Genomic DNA, 26,255 nt, shown 5'->3' on the forward strand with positions numbered 1-26,255 from the left:
TTGTTCGCCCTTTTCCGGGGATAGTGCGTGTGCTGCATTTCAAGGGGTCAATTGTACCCGTGTCCCGCGCGCTTCAAAAGCCCGATGATGGGCAAATGACGCCAAAACAGCCGTATCATGACGCCATCAGGCCCTACTCTCAAGCCGTATGCAGCTTCATGGTCGCTGCCTCGAACTTGCCTTCGACGATCTGCGGCATCACCTGCAAGGATTTGTCGATGGCTTGCTCGATCAGCTCCTGGTCTTCGCGGCGTGGACGGTGCAGCACGAAATCGGCCACTTGCTGCTGCAGGCTCAAGGTGCGCGGGTGACCGATACCCAGGCGCAAGCGCCAGTAATCCTGCGTGCCCAGCGCGGCCGTGATGTCCTTCAAGCCATTGTGGCCGCCGGCCGAGCCGCCCTTCTTCAGGCGCGCAATGCCCGGCATCAGATCGAGCTCATCGTGCACCACCAGCACTTCATCGGCGGCGATCTTGAAGAAGCGCGCCAGCGCGCCCACGGACTGGCCCGAGCGGTTCATAAACGTCAACGGCTCAAGCAACCAGACTTCCTTGCCGGCTATCGACGTTTTCGCCAGCATGGCGTTATAGCGCGAATCGCGCTGCAAGCGCGTGCCGGGCAAGCTGTTGGCAAGATTGTCCACCAGCCAGAAACCGGCATTGTGGCGGGTTTGTTCGTATTCGGGTCCCGGGTTGCCGAGGCCGACGATCAGGCGTATGGGCATGGCTTTGTCTGCAATGAAAAAGAAAACATTATCGGTGAAAACAGGCAGAAAAAAACCCGCGCGGCGAACCTGGCGGGTTTTTCCTTGCGACTACCGCATTGCTGCGGCGGCAAAATTACTTCTTGTCGGCTTCAACAGCAGCAGCTGCTTCAGCTTCAGCTTCAGCAGCAACGTGGCCAGCCGGTACCGAAGCGGTAGCGATGGTCAGGTTGGCGCCGTGGGTGACAACGGTCACGCCAGCTGGCAGGACCAGGTCGCCGACGTGCAGCGAGTGACCGACGTCGATGTTCGACAGGTCAACGTTGATGAATTCTGGCAGTTGGCCTGGCAGGCACGAAACTTCGATTTCGTTGGCAACGTGGCTGATGGTCGCGCCATGCAGTTTGACTGCTGGGGAAACGTCAGCGTTGATGAAGTGCAGCGCCACTTTCACGTGGATAGCTTGCTTAGCGTCAACGCGCTGGAAGTCAGCGTGCAGAACCAGTTGTTTGTATGCGTGGACTTGGAAGTCGCGCAACAGAACTTGCTGGGAAACGCCGTCGATTTCCAGTTCCAGGATCGACGAGTGGAACACTTCTTTTTTCAACGCGTGGTACAGGGCGTTATGATCCAGCGAGATCAGCACAGGGGCTTCAGCGCCACCGTAGACGATACCAGGGGTTTGGCCGGAAATGCGCAGGCGGCGGCTCGCTCCGGAACCTTGCAATTCGCGTTTAAATGCGATAACTTTCATGTGAAACTCCAAGAAGAACAAGGCTTGCACCTTGTGTTATGAAGATTCCCGCGACCAGGAATCTTCGGAAATGGGCGCATAAGCGCCCCGAAAACTAAAACACTGCGGCGCAACAGGCAAAAAGCCGGTCGCGCCGCAGGCATTACGTCTGTTGCTACTCTTGCCGAATTAATCGATAAAGAGGGAAATAACCGAATCACCCTTGATGATGCGCTTGAACGTCTCGGCCAGCAATGGCGCGCACGTCAATTGACGGATCTTGCCGCAGGCCAGGGCCGCTTCGGACAGGGGGATCGTGTCGGTCACGACCAGTTCATCGAGTGGCGATGCCGAAATACGGTCGATCGCCGGGCCGGACAGCACCGCGTGCGTGCAATACGCCACGACTTTTTTCGCGCCACGCTCTTTGAGCACTTCGGCAGCCTTGGTCAGGGTGCCTGCCGTGTCGACCATGTCATCCATGATCACGCAATTGCGGCCTTCGACTTCACCGATGATGTTCATCACTTCGGACACGTTCGCTTTTGGACGGCGCTTGTCGATGATGGCCAGGTCGCAGCCCAGGCGTTTTGCCAGGGCGCGCGCACGTACCACACCGCCGACGTCCGGCGACACCACCAGCAAATCCTGGTAGTTTTTCTTTTGCAGGTCACCCAGCAAAATTGGCGAAGCGTAAATATTGTCGACTGGGATATCGAAGAAACCTTGAATCTGGTCAGCGTGCAAATCCATGATCAGGACGCGCTCGACACCGGCTTCTTCCAGCATGTTCGCTACCACCTTGGCTGAAATCGCTACACGCGCGGAGCGCGGACGACGGTCTTGGCGGGCGTAGCCGAAGTAAGGAATCGCGGCGGTGATGCGGCCAGCGGAAGCACGTTTCAAGGCATCAACCATCAGCATGATTTCCATCAGGCTGTCGTTGGTTGGAGCACAGGTGGATTGCAAAACAAAAACATCCTTGCCGCGCACGTTTTCGTTAATCTCGACCATTACTTCGCCGTCGGAGAATTTTGAAACGTTTGCTTTACCGAGAGGAATGCCGAGGTTTTTTGCGACCCCCTCTGCCAACGCTGGATTCGCGTTGCCGGTAAAAACCATCAGGTTTTCGTAAGCCATGGGAGTCCCAAGAGGTGATATAGAAGTCTTGAAAAGCACTAACCGGGCATAGGCCCGGTCAGTCATTGTTTAGAATATGCCGCGTGGCGGCACATCTGCTTTTTCCCGTACTGGACGCCAACTTCGCATCGACAGACTACGGTGAAATGGGTGGCAGGGGAAGAAGGATTCGAACCTTCGCATGCTGGAATCAAAATCCAGTGCCTTAACCAGCTTGGCGATTCCCCTACGTTACTGACTGCTTGCCGTCATGTTGGCCAGTATTATACCGACTATTTGACACTAAGCAAAATCTTTTTTTGCTGCTTACTTTGCTTCACAACACCGTGAGCATCGGGTGGCGATTCAGCGCTTTTGCCTTCCAGGCGACCCAGACTGGTGGCACATTGCTGAGCACCGCATCCGCTTCTTCCTGACTGTCAAACGCACTAAACACACAAGCACCGGAACCAGTCATCCTGGCCTCACCGTAAGCACTCAGCCATTCTACCGCATCTGCTACCGGCTTGAAAAGGCTGCATGCTACTTGCTGTAAATCATTCTTACCAAATCCGCCCGCATTGTTTCCTTCTGCGAGGTACCTGGAAAAGTCCGCTATTGTGACGGGTTCGGTATTTCTCGTCAAGCCTTCCGCGCAAAAAATTGCAGCGGTGGGCACTTGCACGCCCGGCTCGATCACCACATACCAGCATTCTGGCGTGGCGACAGGCTGCAAGGCTTCGCCCACGCCTTCGGCAAAGGCATTCTCGCCAAAGATGAAAAACGGGATATCGGCGCCCAGCGGCAAGCCCAGCGCCATCAATTCTTCGCGCGTCAACCCCGCTTGCCACAAACAGTTCAGCGCCATCAGCGCCGTGGCCGCATCGGAAGAGCCGCCTCCCAGGCCACCGCCCATGGGCAGCACCTTGTCGATGGCGATATCGACGCCGCGCGGCAAGGCGCCCGTGCGGCGCATTACTTCGGCCTGCAGCAATTTCGCGGCGCGGATGATCAGGTCCTGCTCCTCCGGCACGCCGGCCAGCACCGTCACGCGGACAATCGCCGTATCGTTGCGCAGCGCGAAGTGCAAGGTGTCGCCATGGTCGAGCAATTGGAACACCGTTTGCAGCAGATGGTAGCCATCGGCGCGGCGGCCGTTGACGTGTAGAAATAAGTTCAGCTTGGCCGGGGCCGGGCAATGGTTCAGAGTCGTCAGTGTCATGGTGCAGGTGCGGAAGGGGCAGGATCGAGCACGATGCGCAGCGAGACGGCATCGGCCTGCGCGCTGGCATTGCGTTCGGCATCGATACGCCGCGGTTGCGGCAAGGCGCCCGGTGTATTTTCGCCCGCATTTTGCCCTACTTCTTGCCATGACACATAGCGCAAATGCCAGCCGTCTTTGGTGGTCACGCTGTCGTTGGCCGGCGAAGCGACGAAGCGCTTGCCGTCGGCGCCCACGGCATGGCCTTGCAGCCAGTCGCGCAAGCCCGACACCGGCAAGGACCAGCCCAGCATCTGCGCGCTCAGGGTATCGACATCGGGCGCGCTGCGCGGCGCCTTGCCGCTTTGCGTCAATACGGCCTGCTGCGGCGTGACGGCAATCGTCGCCAAGGTGCTGCCGACGGGCGAATACAGGGTCACGTCCGTGCGCTGGGCCGTCTGCTGCCAGTTGAAATTGACGGTGGCCGATTCGGGCTTGTCATCCTTCTGGTACACCACGTTCAAGCGGCCCGTCAGCTCCACCTGTTCGCGGTACGGGGCCACGGCCGTACCCGATGGCGCGGCGCCGGACGAGAATGGAGAACTCAGGGTCGAGCAGGCCGAGAGGGCCAAGGACAGGGACAGGATAGTCAGGGGCAGGCAATGTTTAAGCATGGGTTTGAACATGGGCAAAAGGAAAAACCAGCGCCATGGCGCTGGTTTTTATAGTGAAGTTAATCGGCTCAATCACAGACTGACATTCAGGCGCGCCAGGGTGCTTTTCAGCGCATCGTTTTTCGGGTCCTTGCGTTGCGCATCGCGCCACAATTTTTGCGCTTCATCCTTGTCGCCCTTCTGCCACAACACTTCGCCCAGGTGGACGGCGATTTCCGGATCACTGCGCACGGCATAGGCGCGGCGCAGCGCATTTTCCGCCGCGGCCAGGTTGCCCATGCGGAACTGCACCCAGCCCATGCTGTCCATGATGAACGGGTCGCCCGGCGCCATCTGCAAGGCTTTTTCGATTAGCGCATGGGCTTCCTGCAGGCGGATGCCCCGTTCGGCCAGCGAGTAGCCCAGGGCGTTATACGCATGCTGGTTGTCGGGCGCCAGCGCCATGACCCGGCGCAGGCTCGCTTCCATCAGCTCGAGTTTATCCAGGCGTTCGGCCAGCAAGGCGTAGTCATACAGTAGTTCCGGATTGTCGGGGAAGCGCAGCAAGGCGTTTTCCAGCACCGTATAAGCGCTTTGCACATAGCCGGCATCGCGCAGGAATTGCGCGTCGACCAGCAGCACCTGCGCCTGGCTTGCCGGATCGTCCGTTTCGATTTCCGTCAGCGCCTTGCGCGCCGCATCGAGATTGCCGCCACGGGCAATCAGCTGGGCGCGGCGCAAACGCGCCTCGACATAGCCGGCGGAAGCGCTGTTGTCTACCTTGTCCAGCCAGGCGATGGCGCCGGCCGTGTCGCCGCGCGTCTCGGCGATCTGCGACAAAATCATCAGGGCCTTGAACGGATCGCGCGCGTCGCCAGGCGATTTGTCGAGCACGGCGAGGAAGCGCTTGAAGTACTGCTCGGCGCCCTTGGTGTCTTCCAGCTGCAGCGCCACGATGCCGAGCGCATACAGAGCGCCCACGTTATCTGGCGCGCTTTTCAGCAGCAGCAGGAATTGATCGCGCGCCGGCTCCAGCTGTTTTTGCTCAACCAGCAGGCGCGCATACGCGCCGCGCACTTCGACGGCGTCCGGATTCTTTTGCAGGAACGTGGCCAGCACCTTGTTTGCCGCCTCGGGTTCGCCCGTCACCTGCGCCAGCGTCAGCGCGGCCAGCTCGGAGTTCGGCTTGATCGTCAGCGCTTTGTTGGCTTCGCCGATGGCGCGCTCGCGCTCGCCGATCGACAAGGCGCCCTGCGCCAGCACCAGGTGCGCTTCGAACATGTCCAGGTAGGGCTGCACCAGGCGCGTCACCATCGAGTAGGCATACAGCTTGTCATTCGAGCGCGACAGGATCTGCTGCATCTGGAACAAGGCCACGCCGCGCGCGCCCGCTGGCGCATTGGCAAGGCGCTCGGCAAAAATCGGTTCCGCTTCTTCGATCTTGTCCGTCAACACGACGAAGCCGAGGAAGAACTGGGTCGCCTCGTCCGAATCGGGTGCCAGCTCGCGCCACAGGCGGATGGCCGCCAGCGCTTCGCCGCCCTGCTTGGCGGCCAGCGCCATTTCGGAGGCGCGGCGCGCCAGGCGCGGGTCGCGCGTCTGCTGCGCCGCTACCATCATCGTCACGTACGGCCCTTGCCACTGGCCGCTCTTGAATTCCATTTCAGCGCGGGTCAGCTTGTACAGCAAGTCGCTGCTCAATTCGACCTTCGGCAAACCGTCAGCCTTGGACTCGGCGCCCTCTTCCTGTGGCGCGACGGGCACGGCCACAGAGGGGCCAGCCGCGGCATCGGCGGGGGCGACGGGCGTCTGTGCCATGGCATGCGTGGCCATCAGGGCGGACAAGGTTACAATGGCGAAAGCGTTTTTCAAAGGCTGATCCTGGCTAAACGGCAAAGTTTGATTCTACGCCCAACGCGGCTATCGCGTACTTCACGTATGTAACGAAATATATACGTCGTGGCGGCATAGCGTGCCCGGGCCAGCCATCCGTCAGCAAACTGCCTGTTTTTTACCCGGTTTTCAACCATTCGAGCCCTATGCCAGAATTGCCAGAAGTCGAAGTCACACGGCGCGGTGTCGCGCCCCACATCGAAGGCCGCGCCGTGCGCGCCGTCGTGCTGCGCCGCGACGGCCTGCGCTGGCCCTTCCCCCCTGCATTGGGCGAACAATTGTCGGGGCAAACCATCGGATTGACGGGGCGGCGCGGCAAATACCTGCTGATCCACTTCCGCCACGGCACGCTGATCATCCACCTGGGCATGTCGGGCCACCTGCGCGTGCTGCCGACGGGGACGGAGGCGCAAAAGCACGATCATTTCGACCTCGTCGTGGAAGACGTGGATGGCGGCAGCCAGGTGCTGCGCATGACGGACCCGCGCCGCTTCGGTGCCGTGTTGTGGCACGACGAGGCCGACGGCCCGCTGGACGGCCATGCGCTGCTGCGCGGCCTGGGCACGGAGCCGCTGGAAGGCGGCTTCACGGGCCAGCTGCTGTTCGAGAAAACGCGCAACAAGGGCACCAACATCAAGCAGGTGCTGATGGCGGGCGACATCGTCGTCGGCGTGGGCAATATCTATTGTTCCGAAAGCCTGTTTCGCGCGGGGATCAACCCAAAGACGCCGGCCCGGCGCATCGGCCTGGCCCGCTATGAGAAACTGGCGCAATCGATCCGCGACGTGCTTGCCGAAGCCATTATGCAAGGTGGCAGCACCCTGCGCGACTTCATCGGCGTGAACGGCCAGTCCGGCTACTTCCAGCAGACGTATTTCACGTACAACCGCGCAGGCAAGCCGTGCCGCGTCTGCGGCGCGACTATCCGGCAAATCGTGCAGGGTCAGCGTTCCACGTTTTACTGCGTGAATTGCCAGAAATAGCTGTCAACAGTATGTCATAGGCAAAGGGAGCCAGATGGTCAGAGACTTGGAACAATACAGCGCGTGGCGCCAGGATGTGCTGGCGGCCTTGCAGGCATACCGGCAAGCCGCCAACGCGGCAGGCTTGGTCGATGGCGCTTCCGCGCTGCGCCTGGCCCGCTGCGTGTCCCGCCTGCTCGATGACCGCCTGTCCGTGGCCTTCGTGGCGGAATTCTCGCGCGGCAAATCCGAGCTGATCAACGCCATCTTCTTTGCCGACTATGGCCAGCGCATCCTGCCCTCAGGCGCGGGCCGCACCACCATGTGCCCTACCGAACTGCTATACGACGCGGCCTGGCAGCCATCGATCCGCCTGCTGCCCATCGAAACGCGCGCGCAGAACCTGTCGACCAGCGACTACCGCGAGCTGCCCGCCGCCTGGACCGTCCTGCCCCTGAACATCGATGCGGGCGGCGACATGCAGCAAGCCCTGCGCCAGGTCAGCCTGACGAAAAAAGTCAGCGTGGAAGAAGCTGCGCGCTACGGCCTGTACGACGCCGACGATGCGGATGCCCCCGCCATGCTCGACGAGGACGGCCAGGTGGAAATCTCCATGTGGCGCCACGCCATCATCAATTTCCCCCATCCGCTGCTAAAACAGGGCCTGGTCATCCTCGACACGCCGGGCTTGAACGCCATCGGCACGGAACCGGAACTGACCTTGAACCTGATTCCGAATGCGCACGCGGTGCTGTTCATCCTGGCCGCCGACACGGGCGTCACGCGCAGCGACATCGAGGTATGGCGCAACCATATCGGCGCCGGCGCCGGGCGCCTGGTGGTGCTCAACAAAATCGACAGCATGTGGGACGAATTGCGCGGCGACCTGGAAGTAGCGCAAGCCATCAAACGCCAGCAGGCCAGCGTGGCGCATCTCCTGACGCTGGACGCGAGCCAGGTGTTTCCCGTCTCGGCGCAAAAGGCCCTGGTGGGCAAAATCAACCACGATGCGGCGCTGCTGGAAAAAAGCCGCCTGCAGGCGCTGGAGACGGCCCTGTTCGAGGAGCTGATCCCCGCGCGCAAGGACATCATCCGGCGCCAGCTGGCGTTCGACCTGGACGCCATCGTCGCCGCGCAGCAGGTGCAGGCGGCGGCCCGCGCGCGCGGTATCGCCGAGCAGTTGCACGAGCTGCACAGCCTGCGCGGCAAGAACCAGAGCGTGATCGCGCACATGATGCGGCGCATCGATATCGAGAAGAAGGAATTCGACAGCAGCCTGTTCAAGCTGCAAGCCACGCGCGCCGTATTTACCCGCCTGTCGACGGAACTCTATACGAGCCTGGGCATGGACATCGTGCGCGACGATATTGATGGCGTGCGCGCCGCCATGCAGCGCAGCCGCTTTTTCACCGGCCTGCGCGAAGCCGTGCGCCAGTATTTCGAGCGCATCGCCAGCAACCTGGATCGCTCGGAAGGCAAGACGGCCGAAATCACGGAAATGATGAATGTGATGTACCGCAAATTCGCCACCGAACATGGTCTGGCGCTGGCCGTGCCGATGCCGTTTTCGCTGGCCCGCTATCGCCAGGAAATCGCCGACATCGAAGCCGTGTATCACAAGCAGTTCGGCACGGCGACCCTGCTCACCACCAGCCGTGTCGTGCTGATGGAAAAATTCTTCGACACCATTGCCTCGCGCGTGCGCCGCAGTTTCACCAACGCCAACGACGATGCCAGCGCCTGGCTGAAAGTCATCATGGCGCCGCTCGAAGCCCAGATCGTCGAGTACAAGGAGCAGCTAAAACTGCGCTTTGCCTCGATCCAGCGCATCCACGACGCCACCGGCAGCCTGGAACAGAAAATCGCCGGCTTCGAGGCCAGCCTGGCAGCGCTCGAACGCGACAAGGCGCAGCTGGCGCAATTGCTCGCCGCCTTGCGCATGGCCAGCGCAACATAACACCACACTGGAATCCTGCATGAAACGTCTGCTGCATCCGCTCTCGCCCGCCACGGGCGCGGCACTCTTTGAAGACTATGTCGACCCGACTTTTTCCGCCACCGTCATCGCCTGGCAAAAGCAGCATGGCCGCCATGCGCTGCCGTGGCAAAACACGCGCGACGCCTACCTGATCTGGCTATCCGAAATCATGCTGCAGCAAACGCAGGTCACCGCCGTGCTCGGCTATTACGCGCGCTTCCTCGAACGCTTCCCCACCCTGCGCGACCTGGCAGCAGCGCCGGTGGAAGACGTGATGGCGCAATGGAGCGGCCTAGGCTACTACACGCGGGCGCGCAACCTGCACAAGTGCGCGCAGCGCGTGGTGGCCGAATACGATGGCGTGTTCCCCAGCGACCCGGCACTGCTGGCCGACCTGCCCGGCATCGGCCGCTCGACGGCAGCCGCCATTTCCGCGTTTTCCAGCGGTACGCGCGCAGCCATCATGGACGGTAACGTCAAGCGCGTCTTCGCGCGCACCTTTGGCATCGATGCCTATCCCGGTGAAAAGCGGGTCGAAGACGCCATGTGGCGCCGCGCCGACGCCTTGCTGCCAGAGACCGGAATCGAAGCCTACACACAGGGCTTGATGGACTTCGGTGCCACCCTGTGCACGCGCAGCAGCCCCGATTGCGGCCGCTGCCCCTTGCAGCCGCGCTGCGTGGCTTACGCCACCCATCGGGTCAAAGACTTACCTGTGCGCAAACCGAAGAAAACCAGCCCGGAAAAGCACGCCGTCATGCTGGCCATCATCGACAACGGCCAGGTGCTGCTGGAGCAGCGCCCGGGCTCCGGTATCTGGGGCGGCTTGCTGTCGCTGCCCGAACTCGATGACCACGTGCTGGCCGGCGAAGACCGTCCGCGCGACATCGACCAGGATGCGCTGGCGCGCGCCGTGGCGCCGTTCGGCGAGATCGAGACGCAGGAACGGCTGCTGCCCATCGTGCACGTGTTTACCCACTATAAGCTGCACATCGCCCCCTGTCGCATCACCCTGGCGCGCCGCCTGGCGCTGGCCGGGGAAGCTACCCACGTCTGGTATGACGGCGCGAAAATCGCCGACGCGCCGCTGCCCGCGCCCATCAAGAAACTGCTGCTGGACCTGTTCGGCGATGCGCGTTCGGCGCAGCGCAGCATGTTCTAGTGCGCAGGCTTGCCTTGGTGGCGCTGGCGCTCTTGCTCGCGCCAGCGCATGCCGAAACAGCGCTGCCAGAGGTACCGGAGGTGAGAATTGGCGTGCTGGCCTACAAGGGCGGCGACGCCGTGCAGCAGGACTGGTCATACGTGACGCGCCACCTGCAGGCCAGCATTCCCGGCATCCGCTTCGTGCTGGCTGACTACGACCAGGCGGGATTGACGCGTGCCGTGCAGTCGCAGGCAATCGCCTTCGCCATCACCAGCAGCGGTCATTACGTGGCGCTCGAGCACAGCGACGGCGCCAGCCGCATCGCCACGCTCGAATCGCCATGGACGGACTCGCCGCGTCTAGCCATCGGCTCGGCCATCGTCGTGCGCAATGCATCGCCGCTGCACGACCTGGCCGACCTGGCGGGCAAGAACGTAATGGCCGTGGCGCCCGATGCGTTTGGCGGTTACCAGATCGCCGCGCGCGAACTGCTGGAAGCGGGCATCGACCCCGCGCACGATTTTGCCAGCCTGCGCTACAGCGGCTTTCCCTCGCAGCAGATCATCGAAGCCGTGCGGTCCGGGCACATGGATGCGGGCATCGTGCGCACCTGCCTGCTGGAACAGATGGTGGCGCGCGGCGAAGTGCCGGCCGACGCACTGCGCGTAATCACCACGCGCCCGATTCCAGGTTTTCGCTGCGCCAGCTCGTCGCGGCTGTATCCGGACTGGCCCTTCGCGGCCTTGCGCCAGACGCCGCCGGCACTGGCGAAAAAAGTGGCGCAAGCCCTGCTGGCCATGCCGCGTACCGATGAAGGCTATAGCTGGACGGTGCCCAGCGATTACCAGATCGTCGATGAGCTGTTCCGCGATTTGCGCATCGGCCCCTACGCCTATTTGAACAAGCTGACGTTCGAGACGGCGCTGCGCCGCTACTGGGGCTGGATGCTGCTAGTACTGGCCTTGCTCGTGGCTTGGGCCGTGCATACGGTGCGCGTGGAATACTTGGTCAGCCGGCGCACCGAGCAATTGCGCGCCGCCCAGCACCAGCAGCGCGCGCTGGAAGAACAGGCGCGCCAGCGCCAGGCCACGCTCGATCACACGGCGCGCCTGGCGATTTTAGGCGAGATGGCCAGCGCCATCGCACACGAATTAAACCAGCCGCTGGCGGCCATTGGCAATTTCGCGCGCGGCATGGCGCGCCGCATTGCGGCGGGCCGGCTGGACGCGGCGCCTTTGCTCGACGGCGCGCAGGAAATCGCCACGCAAAGCGAACGCGCGGGCGCCATCATCCGTCACATCCGCGCGATGGCGCAAAAGCGTCCCGCGCACAGCACGGCCTTCGCTCTAGCCGACGCCGTGGAGCAAGCGGTATCGCTGTTCCGCGCGGCCCATCCGCAAGCCAGTATCAATTGGCGCCACGACAGCGCCAGTCGTGAGGCGCGCGTGCTGGCCGACCCGCAGCAAGTGCAGCAGGTGCTGCTCAATCTACTCAAGAATGCGCTCGATGCGCAGGTGGAGAACGATAATCCCGGGCACGCCATCGGCGTGCTGCTGCACCGGGAAAACAGTGCCTGCACGGTGGCCGTGCGCGATGCCGGCTGCGGCCTCGATGCGGCGCAGATGGCACGCCTGTTCGAGCCCTTCTTTACCACCAAGGCCGAAGGCCTGGGTCTGGGCATGTCGCTCAGCAAAAGCATCATCGAATCGTTCGGCGGCAGCCTGTCGGCGCACGCCAACGCCGACGCGCCGGGCTTGACGGTCTGGTTCCGCCTGCCCGAAGATAGCGGCATGGAAGCGCATAAGGAAATACAAGAGGAAACACCATGAACGAAAGCGATGCGATTATCTTTGTCGTCGACGACGACGCCGCCATGCGCCGCTCGCTGGCCTATCTGTTCGATTCGGCCGGCTGGCAAGTGGAGACGTTTGAATCGGCGCGCGATTTCCTGCAGCGCTATGACGGCCATGCGCCCGGCTGTTTGCTGCTCGACGTGCGCATGCCCCTGATGAGCGGACTGGAGCTGCAACAGGAGCTGTCGCGCCACGCCATAACACTGCCCGTGATTTTCCTCAGCGGCCACGGCGACCTGGCCATGGCCGTGCAGACGATGAAGGCCGGCGCGTGCGATTTTTTGGAAAAGCCGTGCAAGGACCAGGTGCTGCTGGACGCCGTCAGCCGGGCCGTGGCCCGCAGCGTGGACGAAAGCCGCAGCGCCGCCAGCGCGAATACGGCGCAATCGGCGCTGGCCAGACTCACCGCGCGCGAGCGCGAAGTGGCGCTGCTGATGGCCGAAGGCAAAGCCTCGAAAGTCATCGCCCGCGAGCTGGGCATCAGCGACAAGACGGTACAGGTGCACCGCCATAACACGATGGAAAAACTGGGCCTGCACTCAGCAGCCGAGGTGGCCCGGCTGCTGATGGCCAGCGGGCAGATTTAAGCCCGCACGATACGCGCCGGCAGCCCTTGCCGCACCGACGTGCCCGAGACGGGATCGACAAACACGTTCTTGTCGCTGCGGCTCGGGTCCGTCAGCCCCAGGTCGTTCAGATTGATGCCCGCGCCGATGGCCGGTTCATCGGGCTGGCGCGACTTGCCGATGCGGTGGGCCCGCGCGCCGTGCTCCTTGTGACCGAAACCGTGTTCGATGGCGATCACGCCCCGCTGCACGCCATGGCGCAGCATCACCGTGGCCCTGGCCCTGCCACCCGGCGTTTCCAGAAAAATCGCATCGCCATTTTCCAGCTTCAAACGCGCCGCATCGTCGGGATGCACCGCGACGGGATTGTCGGGATGGATGCCGCGCAAGCGCCGCGCGCCGATGCTGTAGGAGTTCTGCAGCGCCGACTTAAAACTGATCAACTCAAACGGCCATTCGCTGGCCGGGTAGGTTTTGCGCACTGGCGTGCCATCGGCAAACGCCGCCACTCTCCAGGCGGGCGTACCGGGGAAGCGTTTGCCGCTCAAGCTGTTCTTGCTCACGCCCAGACCCTCGTTGTACAGCATCATCGGTTTCAGATAGCGGTGCGTGGACCAATCCTGCGGATACGGCGTCTCGTCGGCCACCGGTGCGGGAGCCACCGGCGCCTTGGCATTCGCGGGCGGCGGCAGGCGCAGGCCGAACATCTCGCCATAGCTCTGGTAGCGCCCTCCCCGTGCCAGCATGAAAGCCACCTTGCGCCATTCTTCCGGCTTCAAGGTGCGCTCCAGTTCGGGGCGAATGCGCGCCACGCCGGAAAGTTCGATATCGTCGTCGCTCGCTTCCGGCACGGACGTTTTTCCTTGCCAGGCGATGTTGGCGCCGCCGCGCAGATACCAGTCTTCCGCGCGCAGCAAGGGGAAGCGCTGGCCATCCATGTCCTGCAAGGCCTCCGGGCCGAAGCCCGGCAAGGCCATCGTTTTGGCCAGCGCGATGAAGAACGATTCCATGCAAATGGTCTGGCCGTCAGGCGTTTTCTGCACGCGCGGTTCGACCACGGGCCAGCGCGCCGTGCTCATTTTGACGGGCATGCCGCCCCAGGCACCGGCCCAGCCCCAGCTTTCATACAGCAAGGTATCGGGCAGCAGGTAATCGGCAAACGCCGAGCTTTCATTGATGAAAGGGTCGATGGCGACGATCAGGGGAATCTTCTTCGAATCGGCCAGCTCCTTGCCGATCTGCGCGCGTAAGCCCGTGATGCCGTAGACAGGATTGCAGCTCCACAGGATCAGCGCCTTCAAGGTGTACGGGTAGCCATTCATGGCGCTGGTGAGCCACTCGGTCGCCAGCGCCGGCGCGTTCGGATACCACGGCGCCCTAGCCGGATACGCCTTGCCCGCTTCCTTCTTCAGCTTGAATTCCGAGGTTTTTTCATACGGCACATTACGCCCGATCGGCATGCCCACCGCCTTGATCTCGCCGTCGAAACTCTCGAGGTTATAGCGCGGACCGGGTCCCGCATCCTTGAAGCTGCCGCCGTTGACCAGGGTGCCGCCCTTGCGGTTCAAATTGCCGATCAGGGTGTTGAGCATGACCAGCGCGTACGCGTTATAAAAGCCCGCGCCCGACATCATGCCGCCATGCGCATTGACGGCGGCGCGCTTGCCATGGCTGGTGAGTTCCTGCGCCAGGCCCTCGATGATGTCGCGCGCGATGCCGCAGGCGCTTGAATATTCATCCATGCTGTGGCGCTGCGCTTCTTCGTTCAACATCGTCATGGCCGTCTTCAGGTGCAGCGGCACGCCGGCCACTTCCAGCGGGCCGTCGAAGAACAGCCGTGCCTCGCCCTTGGCGGCATTGTGCAGCACGATGGCTTGCGTCGCGGCGTCGATCACGCAAAATGCATCGCCATCCTTGTAGCGCTCTTCTTCCGGCAGCTCCACCAGCCCCAGGTCCGAAGCGCGCAAGTAGCGGCCGTCGCGCGGATGGCCCTTTTCGTTGATGATCAGATGCGTGGCGTTGCACCAGGCGGCCTCGCCTGCCGCTTCCGCCACCTTCAGGTTCGGCTGCGCGAGGAAGCGACGGTCATAGCGTTCCTGTTCGATGATCCAGCGTATCATCGCCATGGCCAGCGCGCCATCCGTCCCCGGCTTGATCGGTACCCAGCGGCTGCGGTCGCCCGCTGCCAGGCTGTCCGCATTCGTCAGCACAGGGTCGACAACGACGTAGCTGAAATCGCGCTTGCCCGAGCGGGCTTTCGCAATCAGCGTGCCCTGGCGCTTGAACGGATTGCCCGCATTACCGGGCGCCGTGCCGACGAAGATGCAGAATTCCGTGTTTTCCAGGTCCACTTTCGCATGCGGCATTTTTTTCATGTCGCCGAACATGGCGCCCGAGCCGCTGCGGTAAGCGCCACCGCAATACGAGCCGTGGTTGACCAGGTTCAAACTGCCGTACGACTGCTTGAAAAAGCGCGTGCCAAACGCCAGGCGACCATCGTCTGTGCTGCACATCAGGCCCACCTGATTGACTTGCGGGCCCAGTTCCGGCTGCGCCGGATCGATGGGCTTTTCCAGCTCGCGCAAGGCGCGCAAGCCCTGCACATGGCCTTCGCCAAACAGGTCGCCGCCTTCCGTCACTTCCTTCACCAACTGGTCGAAGGCGATCGGTTCCCACTGGCCGCCGCCGCGCGGTCCCACGCGCTTCATCGGCGCCAGCACGCGGAACGGCGACTCCATCTGCTCCAGCACGCCATTGCCGCGGCCGCAAGCGGTCGAGCGCCCTTTCAAGCCCTTTTCCTGGAAGCGCGAGAGCGACACGAAACTGTCGCGTATCGAGGTCTGGTATGGCAGCGCCGGGTCGGCCGACATGGGGCTGTACGGATTACCCGCCACGCGCAGCACCTTGCCGCTTTTCTTGTCGAGGCGCACGCGCACGCCGCAAAACGTGGTGCAGCCCATGCACATGGTGTAGCTGACCTGCTGGTCGGGATTGACCGTCAATTTTCCCGTGGCGGTATCAACGGAAAACTCGGGCGGCAGGGAATTGCCGTGCAGTTTCTGCACCGGCTTGTCTTTGCCCAGCGCGTGCTCGACCATGCGGCCGGCCGTGGTGGAAAAACTGGCGGCAAACGCGGCCAGACCGCCGCCGATGGCGCCGTAGCGCAGCAGCTTGCGGCGCTTTTCGTTTTCGTCTTCAGGGACGTCATTGTTTGCGTCGTTATGTACTTGATCGTTCATCTTTAACTCCTCAGTGCATGGCCATGGCGGTACGGCTGCGTGTAGCGACGACGCGTCCGGCCCATGGCAAAAATTCCAGCATCAGCAACAGCAGCGCGATCCACAAACCGGCCGTACCGATAATCCCCAGCAAGCCATCGTTCCCCATCGGCAGGTGATAGTCGTACAGGCCCGCACCCGTTTTCGGGATCGTCTGGCCGCCGATGAAAATCGTCCAGCGCATCATCCAGGCGCTATGCAGCGCGATCAGGCCATTGACCAGGCCACTCGTGGCCGGGCGCCAGATGGCCAGGGCCATCGGCACGATGGACGACAGCACGGCCCAGACAGCGGTGAACTGCCATTGCGGCATGCCGGCCACCTGGGTAAAGGCCATGCTGTGGCTGGCGCTCACACCAGAGAGACTCACGAACAGCCAGCCGCCGCCCAGCGCCAGCACCAGCGCCAGCGACAGGGCCAGTGCGCGGTTCAGCGACACTTCCAGGGCCTGGTCGCGGCCCGGCAGGAAGCGGTTGAACAGCAGCGCCAGGCCGATCGCCCCGACAAAGGCCGTGGCGGCAAATTGCGCCGGCAGGAAAGGCGTGTACCACAGGGGACGGGCGCGCACCACCATCACTTCCATGCCCGTGTACAGACCCACGACAAAGGCGGCGAGCAAGGTGAAGGCGGCGGCAAAGCGGATGGCCCGCAGGGAGGCGGCACCACCGCGCCCGGCCAGGCGGTACAGGAAGGCCAGACGGTCCTGGCCCTGCCCCCGCGTGGCGAAGTCCACGCGCAGCGCCAGCCACGCGTACAGCATCAGACAGCCCAGATACAGGGGAATGAAGAACGAGCCCCACGACATCCACGACTGCGGCTGGAAGTAAATATAAAAATGGTAGAAGCGGCCCGGCCCGTGCAGGTCGGCCAGCAGCGCCACAGGCGCCGTCATGCCGCAGACGAGAGATGCCAGCAGCGCGATGCGCCCCAGGCGCTCATACGCCTTGCGGCCGAAGACAAAGTACGGCAAGGTCAGCATGAAGCTGCCATAACTGAGGCCGATGAGGAAAAAATACTGCACCGCCCACGGCAGCCATGCCGCTTCGCGCGTGACGTTGATAATTTCGGTGATGTGGCTGTCCATGGTTTATTTCCCGTGTTTGCTCGGTTGCCAAAGTGTCGCTTCGCCCTCGACGTGGCCGGCGAAGCGCGTGTCCAGTCCCAGGTAAAACACATGGGGTTGGGTACCCTGTTCGGGCTTGAGCACTTTCACCTTGTTCTCGGTGAGCAGCTGATGCACCATGCTTTCCGGGTCATTCAGGTCGCCGAAGATGCGCGCGCCGCCGACGCAGGTTTCCACGCAGGCCGGCAGCAGGCCTTCGTCGACGCGGTGCGCGCAGAACGTGCATTTGTCGGCCTTGCCCGTTTCGTGGTTGATGAAACGCGCGTCGTACGGGCAGGCCTGCACGCAGTAGGCGCAGCCCACGCAGCGGTCGCCGTCGACGACGACAACGCCATCCTTGCGCTGGAAGGTGGCGCCCACGGGACAGACAGGAATGCAGGGGGGATTGGCGCAGTGGTTGCACAGGCGCGGCAGCATGTAGGTGCCGCAGCGGTTCTCTTCCTTCACTTCATAGGTCGAAACGACGGTGCGGAAGCTGTTTTCCGGCACGGCGTTTTCCATGATGCAGGAGACCGTGCAAGCCTGGCAGCCGATGCATTTCTGCACATCGACCACCATCGCCCAGCGCTGCCCACCCTCGCCCTTCGTTGCAGCCTTGCCGGGCAGCGGCGCGATGGCCGCCCCGATGGTGACGGCTGGCAAGGCGCGCAAGAAACTGCGGCGCGATTCAATCATGACACTCTCCTTGACTATGGGCGGCAAGCCCTTGTTGACTTGCTGCCATGATAGAAAAGAAGTTGCCGTACGGATATTGGGGTGATCGGGTGGGGGCCTAGATGATCATGCCAATTGACAGAGGAGGAAAATGAGGGTATTGCGCCTACAGTTCGTCAAGCGAATACAGCCGGCGATGCTCGCGGATCGCATAGCGGTCCGTCATGCCGGCGATGTAGTCGGCGATCTTGCGTGCCTGCTGCGTGAGGTCGCCATCCTTGAGTTGATAGTCGGGCGGCAGCAGGGCCGGTTCGGCCATGAAGCTGTCATACAGTTCGCGCACGATGCGGCTCGCTTTCACGCGCATGCGGTTGACCTGGTAGTGGCGGTACAGATTGACCCGCAAGAAGCGTTTCAGCTCTGTCGCGTCCGTGCGCATGGCGTCGGAAAAACGGATCAGCGGGGCACTGGCGCGCACTTCGCTGACGTCGCGCGGCGCCGCGTCAAGGATCAAGGCATTCGACGTGACGATCAAATCGTCGGCCAGCGCCGTGATCAGCCGACGCAAGGTTTCATAGATGGCGCGCCGGCCCGACAGGCCGGGAAACACCTGCTGCACGTCGCGCCACAGGCGGCCGAAGAATTCCACCTCTTCCAGCTGGGCGATGGTGATCAGACCGGAACGCAGGCCGTCGTCGATATCGTGGCTGTTGTAGGCGATTTCATCGGCCAGGTTGGTCAGCTGCGCTTCCAGTGTCGGTTGCGTGCGGTCGATGAAACGCTGGGCCACGGGGCCCAGTTCGCGCGCATGCGCCAGCGAGCAGTGTTTCAAAATACCTTCGCGCGTCTCGAACATCAGGTTCAAGCCGTCGAAGGCGCCGTAATGCTCTTCCAGCGTGTCGACCACGCGCAGGCTTTGCAGGTTGTGCTCGAAGCCGCCGTGCTCCCGCATGCACTCATTGAGCACGTCCTGGCCCACGTGGCCGAACGGCGTGTGACCCAGGTCATGCGCGAGGGCGATGGCTTCGACCAGATCTTCGTTCAGGCGCAGGTTGCGCGCGATGGAGCGACCCACTTGCGCCACTTCCAGGCTGTGCGTCAGGCGCGTGCGGAACAGGTCTCCCTCGTGGTTGAGGAAAACCTGGGTCTTGTATTCGAGACGGCGGAAGGCCGAGGAATGGATGATGCGGTCGCGGTCGCGCTGGAACTGGCTGCGCGAGGCGTGTGCCGCTTCGGCAAAGCGACGTCCCTGCCCCTGTGCCGAATGGGCCGCATACGGGGCGAGGAAGTCTTCGGGGGTCATGCTTGCTGTACTCCGGCGGCCAGGGTGGCCAGCACCAGTTCATGCGGCGCGGACGTGATGCACGGGCTGCCCAGCGGTTTCAACAGGATGAACTTGATGGCGCCGCCCTCGTTCTTCTTGTCCACTTCCATCAGTTCCAGCCAGCGCTCGACACCGAGGTCCGGCGCCTTGACCGGCAGGCCGGCGGCGGCGACGAGCTTGCGCACGCGCTCCACGGCTGCCTGGTCGATATAACCCATGCGGCAGGAAAGGTCGGCCGCCATCACCATGCCGCAGCCGACGGCTTCGCCATGCAGCCAGTGGCCATAGCCCAGGCCCGCTTCAATGGCGTGGCCGAAGGTGTGGCCGAAGTTCAGGATGGCGCGCAAGCCGCCTTCGCGTTCATCCTGGCGTACCACGTCAGCCTTGATTTCGCACGAACGGGCAATCGCATACGCCAAAGCCCCCTTGTCGCGCGCCATCAGCTTGGCCATGTTCGCCTCGATCCAGTCGAAAAACGCCGCATCGATGATGGCGCCATGCTTGATCACTTCGGCGAGACCGGCCGACAGCTCGCGCGCCGGCAGGGTTTCCAGGGTCGAGGTGTCGGCGATCACGGCGCGCGGCTGGTAGAAGGCGCCGATCATGTTCTTGCCCTGCGGGTGGTTGATGCCCGTCTTGCCGCCGACGGAGGAATCGACCTGCGCCAGCAGGGTGGTGGGCACTTGCACGAAGCCGATGCCGCGCATGTAGCTGGCCGCCGCATAGCCGGTCAGGTCGCCGATCACGCCGCCGCCCAGCGCCACCAGGGTGGTCTTGCGGTCGCATTTATTGGCCAGCAGCGCGTCGAAGATCTGCATCAGGCTGGCCCAGTTTTTATATTCTTCGCCGTCCGGTAGGACGATGCAGATCACTTCGCGGCCATCGCTGGCCAGCGCCGCCTGCAGGCGGCCCAGGTACAGAGGCGCGACGGTGGTATTGGTGACGATGGCCACCTTATGGCCGCTGATATGGCGCAGCAGCGCATCGGCGTCGGCCAGCAAGCCGGGACCGATGGCGATCGGATAACTGCGTTCGTCGAGGTCTACGCTCAACAACATTTTGGATTGCTCGTTCATCGAAGGCTCTGCATGAATGACGCAGTTGGGCGAAGCCTCGCATTCGAGGCTGGCCAGCTGCATCAGGATGGTCTGAACCATCGATTGTACGTTAGGACGGCCCGTGTCGATCACAATGTCGGCCACTTCCATGTAATGGGGCTCGCGCTGTGACGTCAATTCTTCCAGCTTGCGACGCGGGTCGGCCGTCTGCAGCAGGGGGCGGTTCTTGTCGTGGCTGGTGCGCGCCAGGATGTTGCTGACGCTGGCGCGCAGGTACACGACCGTGCCCCGCTCCTTCAGGTAGGCGCGGCTGTCGGCATTGAGGATGGCCCCGCCGCCGGTGGCCATGACGATGCCTTCCTGGGCGCTCAGGTCGCGGATCACCTCGGCCTCGCGCCGGCGAAAGCTCGCTTCCCCCTCGATTTCAAAGATCCACGGGATGGTCGCCCCCGTGCGTGCCTCGATCTCGTGGTCGGAATCGACAAAGCGCAAGCCCAGTTTGCGGGCCAGGATGCGCCCGATCGTGGTTTTGCCTGCGCCCATGAGGCCGACAAGGAAAATATTACTGTTGGAAATTTCGGACACTTTTAATATCAATCAGAAAATAAGCGGGCACCGCCTTTACCGCGCCCGTTTCCCCTTGCGTCAAGGACAGGAGAATGTCAGTCTAAACGGGTAACTGGTGGCGTTACCCAGCGGCGTCGTCACTGTCACATTAAACGTGCTGACCACATTCGCTACACAATTTGTCGGCGTCAGGCTGTTAATTGTAACGGCATGCCGGCCTCCCTGGTTACCTTGAATGTTGCCTCCGGTACGGTCATCCACGCCAAGCGTGTTGTGCGGATAGATATTTTGAATGCTATCCGGTGTGATGGATCCGACTCCATTGATCATATTCGTGATCGCGACAGTCGTCCCGGAAGGCATGGGATTTTGATGCAAATCGCTCAATCGCAGGCTGAATTGACGCACTGCAGAGGCCGAAACGCTCCCCAAATCATAGGTGCTGCGATCCAGACTTACCTGGGCCGACTGATCGAACAGCGTGACATTTTCGGGATGGCTACCGCTTAAAAAGATGGCGATCTTCGCGAACAGCGTCTTGCTGCCGTCCGAAGTGCTGGCGCAGACGGTTGCCAGGCCTGGCCACAGGCTGTCGGGCGTGCCGCCATGGCTGACGTCATTGCAGGGCGTGACAGGTGGATTGGTCGCCACACGCGGGTTCTGGCTGCGGAAGTCGACCGAGCAGCCGCCGTTCATGGTAGTGCAGCCGCCCATGCTGGATGAGCCGATGGCGCCCAAATTGCTCTGAAATACCACCGGCGTGCCGTCAGGAACAGGGTTGCCCGCTTGGTCTGCCAGCAAGATAGTGACGGTCGTAGCAGGGGTGCCTACGGGGCTGTCATACGACCAGCCTTCCACGCTGGACTTGACGGAGCTGAGCGAAAACGCCGTTTGCACAGGCAAACCCGTCGTTACCAAGATGGAATCGGACAAGGTGGAAATGCCAGAGGCCAGGCTGGCCTTAACACGGAAGGTGGTCGGGGTGGTGCCGGAATTGACGGTGGTGATGACGTCACCATTGGCATCCGTGGTGTCTTTCACTTTATTGAGCGTCATGCCAGGACCGTTCAACAACGAAAACGTCACTTCCTGGCCGACCAGCGGTTTGTTGAAAGTATCGAATACGCGGAAAGTGAGCGTAGCCATTTCCGTGCGCGCTATGCCGCCCTGCCCTTGAATCACGATCGATTTGCCTACCGGACTGACGCTGGAAAATTGTACCGATGCCGGCGCGGCGCGACCGATCGGCAGCGTCGCGTGATACATGGAAGCGCTGCCCATCACTGTGGCATTGACCATATCGTAGTCATTGCAACCCAGGTCGCGGAAAACAGCTGTAGCCTTGCCATTGACTACCGGCACGCCGCTGGTCACGCTAGCCTTGCCGGCCTCCACGCAAGTCGAACTGAAATTTACCGTCTGGCCTGATCCCGTGTACAGGCTGGTGCCAGCCATGACATCGACCGTGACGTTGGTGGTGCCATAGGCCGGGATGCTGTCGGGCGAAAAATGTATGTCGCTCACCGTCAGGTCGGTGGCTCCCAGCACATAATTGATCTGGCTGCTGACGACGGCACCATTGGCCGTCGTCGTCGCCTGCAAAGTGGCCGCGCCGCTGGCGGACAGGCTGAAAGGCCGCAGCGTGACGCTGGCCGTGCCTGTCGCATCGGTCAGTGCCGTTCCCACCGATGACGACATGACGGCCAGGGTGTTGTCAGTGGAGAACGCGACCAGGGCGTTGGTGAGTGGCTTGCCGTTTAAATCGGTCACCAGTGCCTTGGCCGTCAGCGGCGTGGCGCTCGACAGCGCGTTACTGGCGCTGGCACCACTGAACAGCGACAGCGTCATTTTGGCGCCCGATGCCTGCGCAGTCTTGATTTCATAGCTCGCCTCGCCGCTTATCGTGGCGGTGCCCGCCGCGACAGTGGCCGTCAGCTTGCCCGCACCGGCAACGGTGGCGTTCAGGGCCGAGACGGTGATGCTGGCATAGCCCTTGGCGTCGGTCAGCGCCGTGCCGTTGGTCGATGACAGCTTTACCAGTGTGGCGTCGGAGGCGAAAGTGACTATCGTATTGCTGACCGGAGCACCATTTTTATCGATCACCAGCGCCTTGGCCGTCAGCGGCGCAGTGCTGCTTAGCGTACTGGCAGGCCGGTCGGCCGAGTTCAACAGGCTCACCGTGACCGTCGCGGCCACACCACCCGTCGTACCACCGCCCTTGCCGCCATCAACGGTCGGATCACCGCCACCGCCACCGCAAGCGGCCAGTACAGTGCTCATGACCAGCAGAGCCAGCCAATTCAATGCCCTACTCCAAGAAGTATTGCCTAAAGAAAAATTCCGCATAGTCGCCATCAGTTCGCTTTCGTTTGCATTGTTACTTAAACGTAAAGATGTGACATTAACGTGTTGCTGGCCGATCTGCCACTATTTTCGGCGTAATAAACACCATTAGTTCCGTTTTTTCTTGACTGCGGCCCGTGCTGCGGAAAAAAATCCCCAGCAAGGGGATGTCGCCAAGAATCGGCACCTTGCTATCCGTGCCCCGTTCGGATTGCTGATAAATGCCGCCCAACACCACCGTGCCGCCGTCTTCCACCATCACTTGCGTACGCACGTGCTTGGTGTCGATGGCAAACCCGGAACGCGTTTCCTGCCCCACGCTATCCTTGTTGACGTCCACTTCCAGCACCACATTGCCGTCCGGCGTGATCTGCGGCGTGACCTCCAGGCGCAGGTTCGCCTTGCGAAATGTAATCGACGTGGCGCCGCTGCTGGTGGCCACCTGGTACGGCAGCTCGATGCCCTGCTCGATCAGCGCCAGCACCTTGTCGGCCGTTACCACGCGGGGGCTGGATATGATCTTGCCCTTGCCGTCCGCTTCCAGCGCGGACAGTTCCAGGTTCAGGAAGCGGTTGGCGGCCGCCGAAAACAGGCTCAGGGCAAAGCTGGCCGGCGGCAAGCCATTGATGCTGGCGGCTGGCAAGTTGACGAATTGCGTGTTTGGCACGAAGGCGCCGGCACCGGCCACCGTTTGCCCCGTCGCCTCGCCCACACCCTGGTAGCTGCCGCCGATGACCGTGCGGCGCCCGCTGCCGCCCAGGGAAAAGCCGGGTACCTGGCCCGCTGCCTGCCGCTGGTCCATGAAACCCAGGCGCGCGCCCAGGTTGCGGCTGAAACTGTCGTTCGCTTCGACGATGCGCGCCTCGATCATGACTTGCCGCGTTGGAATATCCGTCTTGGCGATCAGCTGGCGGATCTGTTCCAGGCGCGCCGGCACGTCGGTCACGAACACCTGATTCGTGCGCGGCTCGATCAGCACGCTGCCACGCCGCGACAGCAAGCGGCTGCGCCCCTCGCCCGCGTCCAAGCCGAAGACGCTGCGGAACGCTTCCGCCTTCTGGTAGTTGAGCTGGAAGATGGCCGACTGCAAGGGTTCGAGTTCCGCGATCTGCGCGCGCTGCTCCAGTTCGAGTTTTTCGCGCGCCAGCATTTCCTCGCGCGGCGCGATCCACAGCACGTTGCCATTGCGCCGCATGTCCAGCCCCTTCGCCTGCAGCAGCACGTCGAGCGCCTGGTCCCACGGCAAGTCGCGCAGGCGCAGGGTCAGGTTGCCCGCCACGCTGTCGCTGGCGATGATGTTTTGCCCCGATGCATCGGCCAGGATATGCAGGGCCGCGCGCACGCCCACGTTCTGGAAATCGACGGAGATTTTCTCACCGGCATACAGGCGCGGCGCCGTCACCTGCACCACCGCCTCGTCCCCGGCCATGGCGACGCCATGCAGCAAGGTCCAGTATATCGAGCACATCGAACACATCCACATATACGGCTTCATGGCGTGACCTCCGGCATGCCGGCCTTGGCGTCACCGGTTTTTTGCAGGGACAGGCTGGCGTGCCGTTCGCGCCACCCGCCGCCCGCGTGCGGCAGCAACTCCTTGTACTGCAGCGCCTGTTCGCTGATGCGCGTGACCAGGCCGTGGTCCGGCCCCAGATACTGGCCCACCGCCACCCGGTACACGCGCTGGCCCGCCAGCAGCAGCGCGCTCAGGCGCCCGGCCTGTTGCACGCTACCGACCATGCTGATGGCTGGCAGCGCCACGCTTTCCAGCGCTTCGCGCACACGCCGCGGGTCGGGCCCCGCCACGCTGCCATGTTGACCCGGCGCGCCGGCGGGCGGTAATGCATCAAAAGGATCGACCAAGGCGGCGGCTTCGTAGGGATACGGCGCGACTACGGCAAGCGGATGCCATACGGGCGCGGCTGCAGGCGTGCCGGCCTTGGGCGACAATGCCGCTTGCGCCGCCCGTTCCCCCGCGTCGGGCAAGCGATACGCCTGCAGCACGGCGTCGAGCGTCAGCAGGCGATCCTTGCCGAGGGTCAAGGCCAGCTCATGCACCGTGACGATGCGCGGCAAGCGCGCCAGGTCTGCCAGCAGCGCACCCATGGCGTGATAGCCGCCACGCAACTGTATGGCGATCGGCAAGGCGACATATGGCGCTTGCGGCCGGGGCGTCCCCGGCTTGAACAGCGAAAATTGCAAACCGCGCGACTGGCCTGCGGCGTTGATGTCCGTCAACAGCACCGCCATCGCTTGCTGGTCGGGCAACTGCTGTTCCAGGAGAGCCAGCTCGGCGCCAGCCTGGCGCTGCTGCGCACGCCACTGCGGCAACAGGCTCGCCCTGGCCTGCGCCGACAGATACGCGGCACGCAAGCGGCCTTCTTCCCTTTGCGCCACCTGCACAGCAGACATCATGCCATCCAGCCAGGCGGCGTGCAGCAGAGCGGCCACCAGCATGCCAGACAGGGCGGCGCAAGCGAGGCGCACCGGTAGCGGCCACAGCGACGCGGTCTTCAAGCTCAGCATAATCAACCTCCAGGGCTAGGTTTACTGGACAGGCGTCCAGCGCTTGCCAAAGCCAGCCGTATCGTCCACTCCACCGCGCCGTCGCCCGCACCGCGCACTTCCAGCCGCACTTCCACCAATTCCGGCCGGGACCAGGGCGCCGCTTGCTCCAGCGCCAGCAGCAGTGCCGCGACCTTATCCTGCGAGACCGCCTGCCCTTGCAAGCGCAGCATCGCCGACTCCTGGCGCACACTGTGCAAGGCCACACCGGTCGGCATCGCCCGCGCCAGCGCGTCCAGCATGCGCACCCAGGCATTGCGTTGTTCTTGCAAATCGGCAATGGCCTGCTGGCGCAGCACCAGCGCCGCCGTCTCGCTCTGCACCCGCCTGCCGGTGTCAAGGATGGCATTTACTTGCTGCGTGGCGTTGCGCCAGCCCTCCTGGCGGCGCAACTGCGCATCTAGCTGCTGCTGCAGCCAAGCGCCCGCCGCCAGCACCAGCAGCAAGCCCAGCAGCGCCCCACCGGCCAGTTGCCACAGCAGCATCTGAATACGCCTGCGCCGCGCCGCCTGGCGATGCGGCAAGAGGTTGATGCATG

At 62.8% G+C, this 26,255-nt stretch carries 19 protein-coding genes, 1 tRNA gene and 1 pseudogene; 5 read left to right on the plus strand and 16 right to left on the minus strand.

The window, feature by feature from the left end; genetic code table 11:
• Positions 1–139 precede the first annotated feature (139 nt).
• From pth to ACQ4W7_RS16880, 7 genes are all read right to left on the minus strand, one after another.
• Entirely contained in the window at positions 140–724 is a 585-nt protein-coding gene (pth, locus tag ACQ4W7_RS16850; protein ID WP_436512170.1) for an aminoacyl-tRNA hydrolase, read from the minus strand.
• A 115-nt stretch (positions 725–839) separates the two neighbouring features.
• Entirely contained in the window at positions 840–1,457 is a 618-nt protein-coding gene (locus ACQ4W7_RS16855; RefSeq protein WP_436531883.1) for a 50S ribosomal protein L25/general stress protein Ctc, read from the minus strand.
• Positions 1,458–1,625: 168 nt separating this feature from the next.
• On the minus strand, positions 1,626–2,576 hold the full coding sequence (locus ACQ4W7_RS16860) for a ribose-phosphate pyrophosphokinase (RefSeq protein ID WP_034753270.1): 951 nt from the start codon (positions 2,574–2,576) through the stop codon (positions 1,626–1,628).
• A 151-nt stretch (positions 2,577–2,727) separates the two neighbouring features.
• Positions 2,728–2,804, minus strand: a tRNA-Gln gene (locus ACQ4W7_RS16865).
• An 88-nt stretch (positions 2,805–2,892) separates the two neighbouring features.
• The gene (gene ispE, locus ACQ4W7_RS16870) at positions 2,893–3,777 is read right to left on the minus strand and encodes a 4-(cytidine 5'-diphospho)-2-C-methyl-D-erythritol kinase (protein WP_436531885.1); all 885 of its coding nucleotides are present in this window, start codon (positions 3,775–3,777) and stop codon (positions 2,893–2,895) included.
• Positions 3,774–4,430, minus strand: a complete 657-nt coding sequence (locus ACQ4W7_RS16875; protein WP_436531887.1) for an outer membrane lipoprotein LolB — start codon at positions 4,428–4,430, stop codon at positions 3,774–3,776. The genes ispE and ACQ4W7_RS16875 overlap by 4 nt, the downstream gene beginning before the upstream one ends.
• Before the next feature lie 72 nt (positions 4,431–4,502).
• Positions 4,503–6,281, minus strand: a complete 1,779-nt coding sequence (locus ACQ4W7_RS16880) for a tetratricopeptide repeat protein (protein WP_436531889.1) — start codon at positions 6,279–6,281, stop codon at positions 4,503–4,505.
• A 167-nt stretch (positions 6,282–6,448) separates the two neighbouring features.
• Here ACQ4W7_RS16880 and mutM point away from each other — a divergent pair, with 167 nt between their 5' ends.
• Genes mutM through ACQ4W7_RS16905 form a run of 5 tightly spaced genes read left to right on the plus strand, consistent with a single transcriptional unit; the run spans position 6,449 to position 12,826 of the window.
• Positions 6,449–7,285 (plus strand): bifunctional DNA-formamidopyrimidine glycosylase/DNA-(apurinic or apyrimidinic site) lyase, encoded by an 837-nt coding sequence (mutM, locus tag ACQ4W7_RS16885; RefSeq protein ID WP_436531891.1) that lies wholly within the window; start codon positions 6,449–6,451, stop codon positions 7,283–7,285.
• Between the two features lie 34 nt (positions 7,286–7,319).
• Entirely contained in the window at positions 7,320–9,221 is a 1,902-nt protein-coding gene (locus tag ACQ4W7_RS16890) for a dynamin family protein (protein ID WP_436531893.1), read from the plus strand.
• A 19-nt stretch (positions 9,222–9,240) separates the two neighbouring features.
• Positions 9,241–10,404, plus strand: a complete 1,164-nt coding sequence (gene mutY / locus ACQ4W7_RS16895; protein WP_436531895.1) for an A/G-specific adenine glycosylase — start codon at positions 9,241–9,243, stop codon at positions 10,402–10,404.
• The gene (locus ACQ4W7_RS16900) at positions 10,404–12,215 is read left to right on the plus strand and encodes a sensor histidine kinase (RefSeq protein WP_436531897.1); all 1,812 of its coding nucleotides are present in this window, start codon (positions 10,404–10,406) and stop codon (positions 12,213–12,215) included. Before mutY ends, ACQ4W7_RS16900 begins: the two co-directional genes overlap by 1 nt.
• Positions 12,212–12,826, plus strand: a complete 615-nt coding sequence (locus ACQ4W7_RS16905) for a response regulator transcription factor (RefSeq protein ID WP_436531899.1) — start codon at positions 12,212–12,214, stop codon at positions 12,824–12,826. Before ACQ4W7_RS16900 ends, ACQ4W7_RS16905 begins: the two co-directional genes overlap by 4 nt.
• Here ACQ4W7_RS16905 and ACQ4W7_RS16910 read toward each other — a convergent pair.
• From ACQ4W7_RS16910 to ACQ4W7_RS16950, 9 genes and pseudogenes are all read right to left on the minus strand, one after another.
• Positions 12,823–16,044: a molybdopterin dinucleotide binding domain-containing protein gene (locus ACQ4W7_RS16910; RefSeq protein WP_436531901.1), complete on the minus strand. Its 3,222-nt coding sequence runs from the start codon at positions 16,042–16,044 to the stop codon at positions 12,823–12,825. The genes ACQ4W7_RS16905 and ACQ4W7_RS16910 overlap by 4 nt on opposite strands.
• A gap of 10 nt (positions 16,045–16,054) precedes the next feature.
• The gene (gene nrfD, locus ACQ4W7_RS16915; protein ID WP_436531903.1) at positions 16,055–17,167 is read right to left on the minus strand and encodes an NrfD/PsrC family molybdoenzyme membrane anchor subunit; all 1,113 of its coding nucleotides are present in this window, start codon (positions 17,165–17,167) and stop codon (positions 16,055–16,057) included.
• A 3-nt stretch (positions 17,168–17,170) separates the two neighbouring features.
• The gene (gene dsrO / locus ACQ4W7_RS16920; RefSeq protein ID WP_071079747.1) at positions 17,171–17,881 is read right to left on the minus strand and encodes a sulfate reduction electron transfer complex DsrMKJOP subunit DsrO; all 711 of its coding nucleotides are present in this window, start codon (positions 17,879–17,881) and stop codon (positions 17,171–17,173) included.
• A 145-nt stretch (positions 17,882–18,026) separates the two neighbouring features.
• Positions 18,027–19,163, minus strand: coding sequence for a deoxyguanosinetriphosphate triphosphohydrolase (locus tag ACQ4W7_RS16925; protein WP_436531905.1), 1,137 nt, complete (start codon positions 19,161–19,163; stop codon positions 18,027–18,029).
• A complete protein-coding gene (aroKB, locus tag ACQ4W7_RS16930) occupies positions 19,160–20,785 on the minus strand; it encodes a bifunctional shikimate kinase/3-dehydroquinate synthase AroKB (RefSeq protein WP_436531933.1) in 1,626 nt (541 codons plus the stop codon). Before aroKB ends, ACQ4W7_RS16925 begins: the two co-directional genes overlap by 4 nt.
• A gap of 102 nt (positions 20,786–20,887) precedes the next feature.
• Entirely contained in the window at positions 20,888–23,089 is a 2,202-nt protein-coding gene (locus tag ACQ4W7_RS16935) for an Ig-like domain-containing protein (RefSeq protein WP_436531907.1), read from the minus strand.
• A gap of 121 nt (positions 23,090–23,210) precedes the next feature.
• Positions 23,211–24,536 (minus strand): annotated as a pseudogene (locus ACQ4W7_RS16940) (type IV pilus secretin PilQ); the annotation flags it as partial.
• A 107-nt stretch (positions 24,537–24,643) separates the two neighbouring features.
• Positions 24,644–25,678: a pilus assembly protein PilP gene (locus ACQ4W7_RS16945; RefSeq protein WP_436531909.1), complete on the minus strand. Its 1,035-nt coding sequence runs from the start codon at positions 25,676–25,678 to the stop codon at positions 24,644–24,646.
• Between the two features lie 2 nt (positions 25,679–25,680).
• The gene (locus ACQ4W7_RS16950) at positions 25,681–26,202 is read right to left on the minus strand and encodes a PilN domain-containing protein (RefSeq protein ID WP_436531911.1); all 522 of its coding nucleotides are present in this window, start codon (positions 26,200–26,202) and stop codon (positions 25,681–25,683) included.
• Between the last annotated feature and the right edge of the window lie 53 nt (positions 26,203–26,255).

The organism is Janthinobacterium algoris (assembly GCF_051380935.1).
Taxonomy (GTDB): Bacteria; Pseudomonadota; Gammaproteobacteria; order Burkholderiales; family Burkholderiaceae_D; genus Janthinobacterium.

Bases quoted from the DNA above. Each gene is read 5' to 3' on its own strand.
- pth (WP_436512170.1), bottom strand. From the start codon at position 724: ATGCCCATACGCCTGATCGTCGGCCTCGGCAACCCGGGACCCGAATAC.
- ACQ4W7_RS16855 (WP_436531883.1), bottom strand. From the start codon at position 1,457: ATGAAAGTTATCGCATTTAAACGCGAATTGCAAGGTTCCGGAGCGAGC.
- ACQ4W7_RS16860 (WP_034753270.1), bottom strand. From the start codon at position 2,576: ATGGCTTACGAAAACCTGATGGTTTTTACCGGCAACGCGAATCCAGCG.
- ispE (WP_436531885.1), bottom strand. From the start codon at position 3,777: ATGACACTGACGACTCTGAACCATTGCCCGGCCCCGGCCAAGCTGAAC.
- ACQ4W7_RS16875 (WP_436531887.1), bottom strand. From the start codon at position 4,430: ATGCTTAAACATTGCCTGCCCCTGACTATCCTGTCCCTGTCCTTGGCC.
- mutM (WP_436531891.1), top strand. From the start codon at position 6,449: ATGCCAGAATTGCCAGAAGTCGAAGTCACACGGCGCGGTGTCGCGCCC.
- ACQ4W7_RS16890 (WP_436531893.1), top strand. From the start codon at position 7,320: ATGGTCAGAGACTTGGAACAATACAGCGCGTGGCGCCAGGATGTGCTG.
- mutY (WP_436531895.1), top strand. From the start codon at position 9,241: ATGAAACGTCTGCTGCATCCGCTCTCGCCCGCCACGGGCGCGGCACTC.
- ACQ4W7_RS16905 (WP_436531899.1), top strand. From the start codon at position 12,212: ATGAACGAAAGCGATGCGATTATCTTTGTCGTCGACGACGACGCCGCC.
- ACQ4W7_RS16910 (WP_436531901.1), bottom strand. From the start codon at position 16,044: ATGAACGATCAAGTACATAACGACGCAAACAATGACGTCCCTGAAGAC.
- nrfD (WP_436531903.1), bottom strand. From the start codon at position 17,167: ATGGACAGCCACATCACCGAAATTATCAACGTCACGCGCGAAGCGGCA.
- dsrO (WP_071079747.1), bottom strand. From the start codon at position 17,881: ATGATTGAATCGCGCCGCAGTTTCTTGCGCGCCTTGCCAGCCGTCACC.
- ACQ4W7_RS16925 (WP_436531905.1), bottom strand. From the start codon at position 19,163: ATGACCCCCGAAGACTTCCTCGCCCCGTATGCGGCCCATTCGGCACAG.
- aroKB (WP_436531933.1), bottom strand. From the start codon at position 20,785: ATGGGCGCAGGCAAAACCACGATCGGGCGCATCCTGGCCCGCAAACTG.
- ACQ4W7_RS16935 (WP_436531907.1), bottom strand. From the start codon at position 23,089: ATGAGCACTGTACTGGCCGCTTGCGGTGGCGGTGGCGGTGATCCGACC.
- ACQ4W7_RS16945 (WP_436531909.1), bottom strand. From the start codon at position 25,678: ATGCTGAGCTTGAAGACCGCGTCGCTGTGGCCGCTACCGGTGCGCCTC.
- ACQ4W7_RS16950 (WP_436531911.1), bottom strand. From the start codon at position 26,202: ATGCTGCTGTGGCAACTGGCCGGTGGGGCGCTGCTGGGCTTGCTGCTG.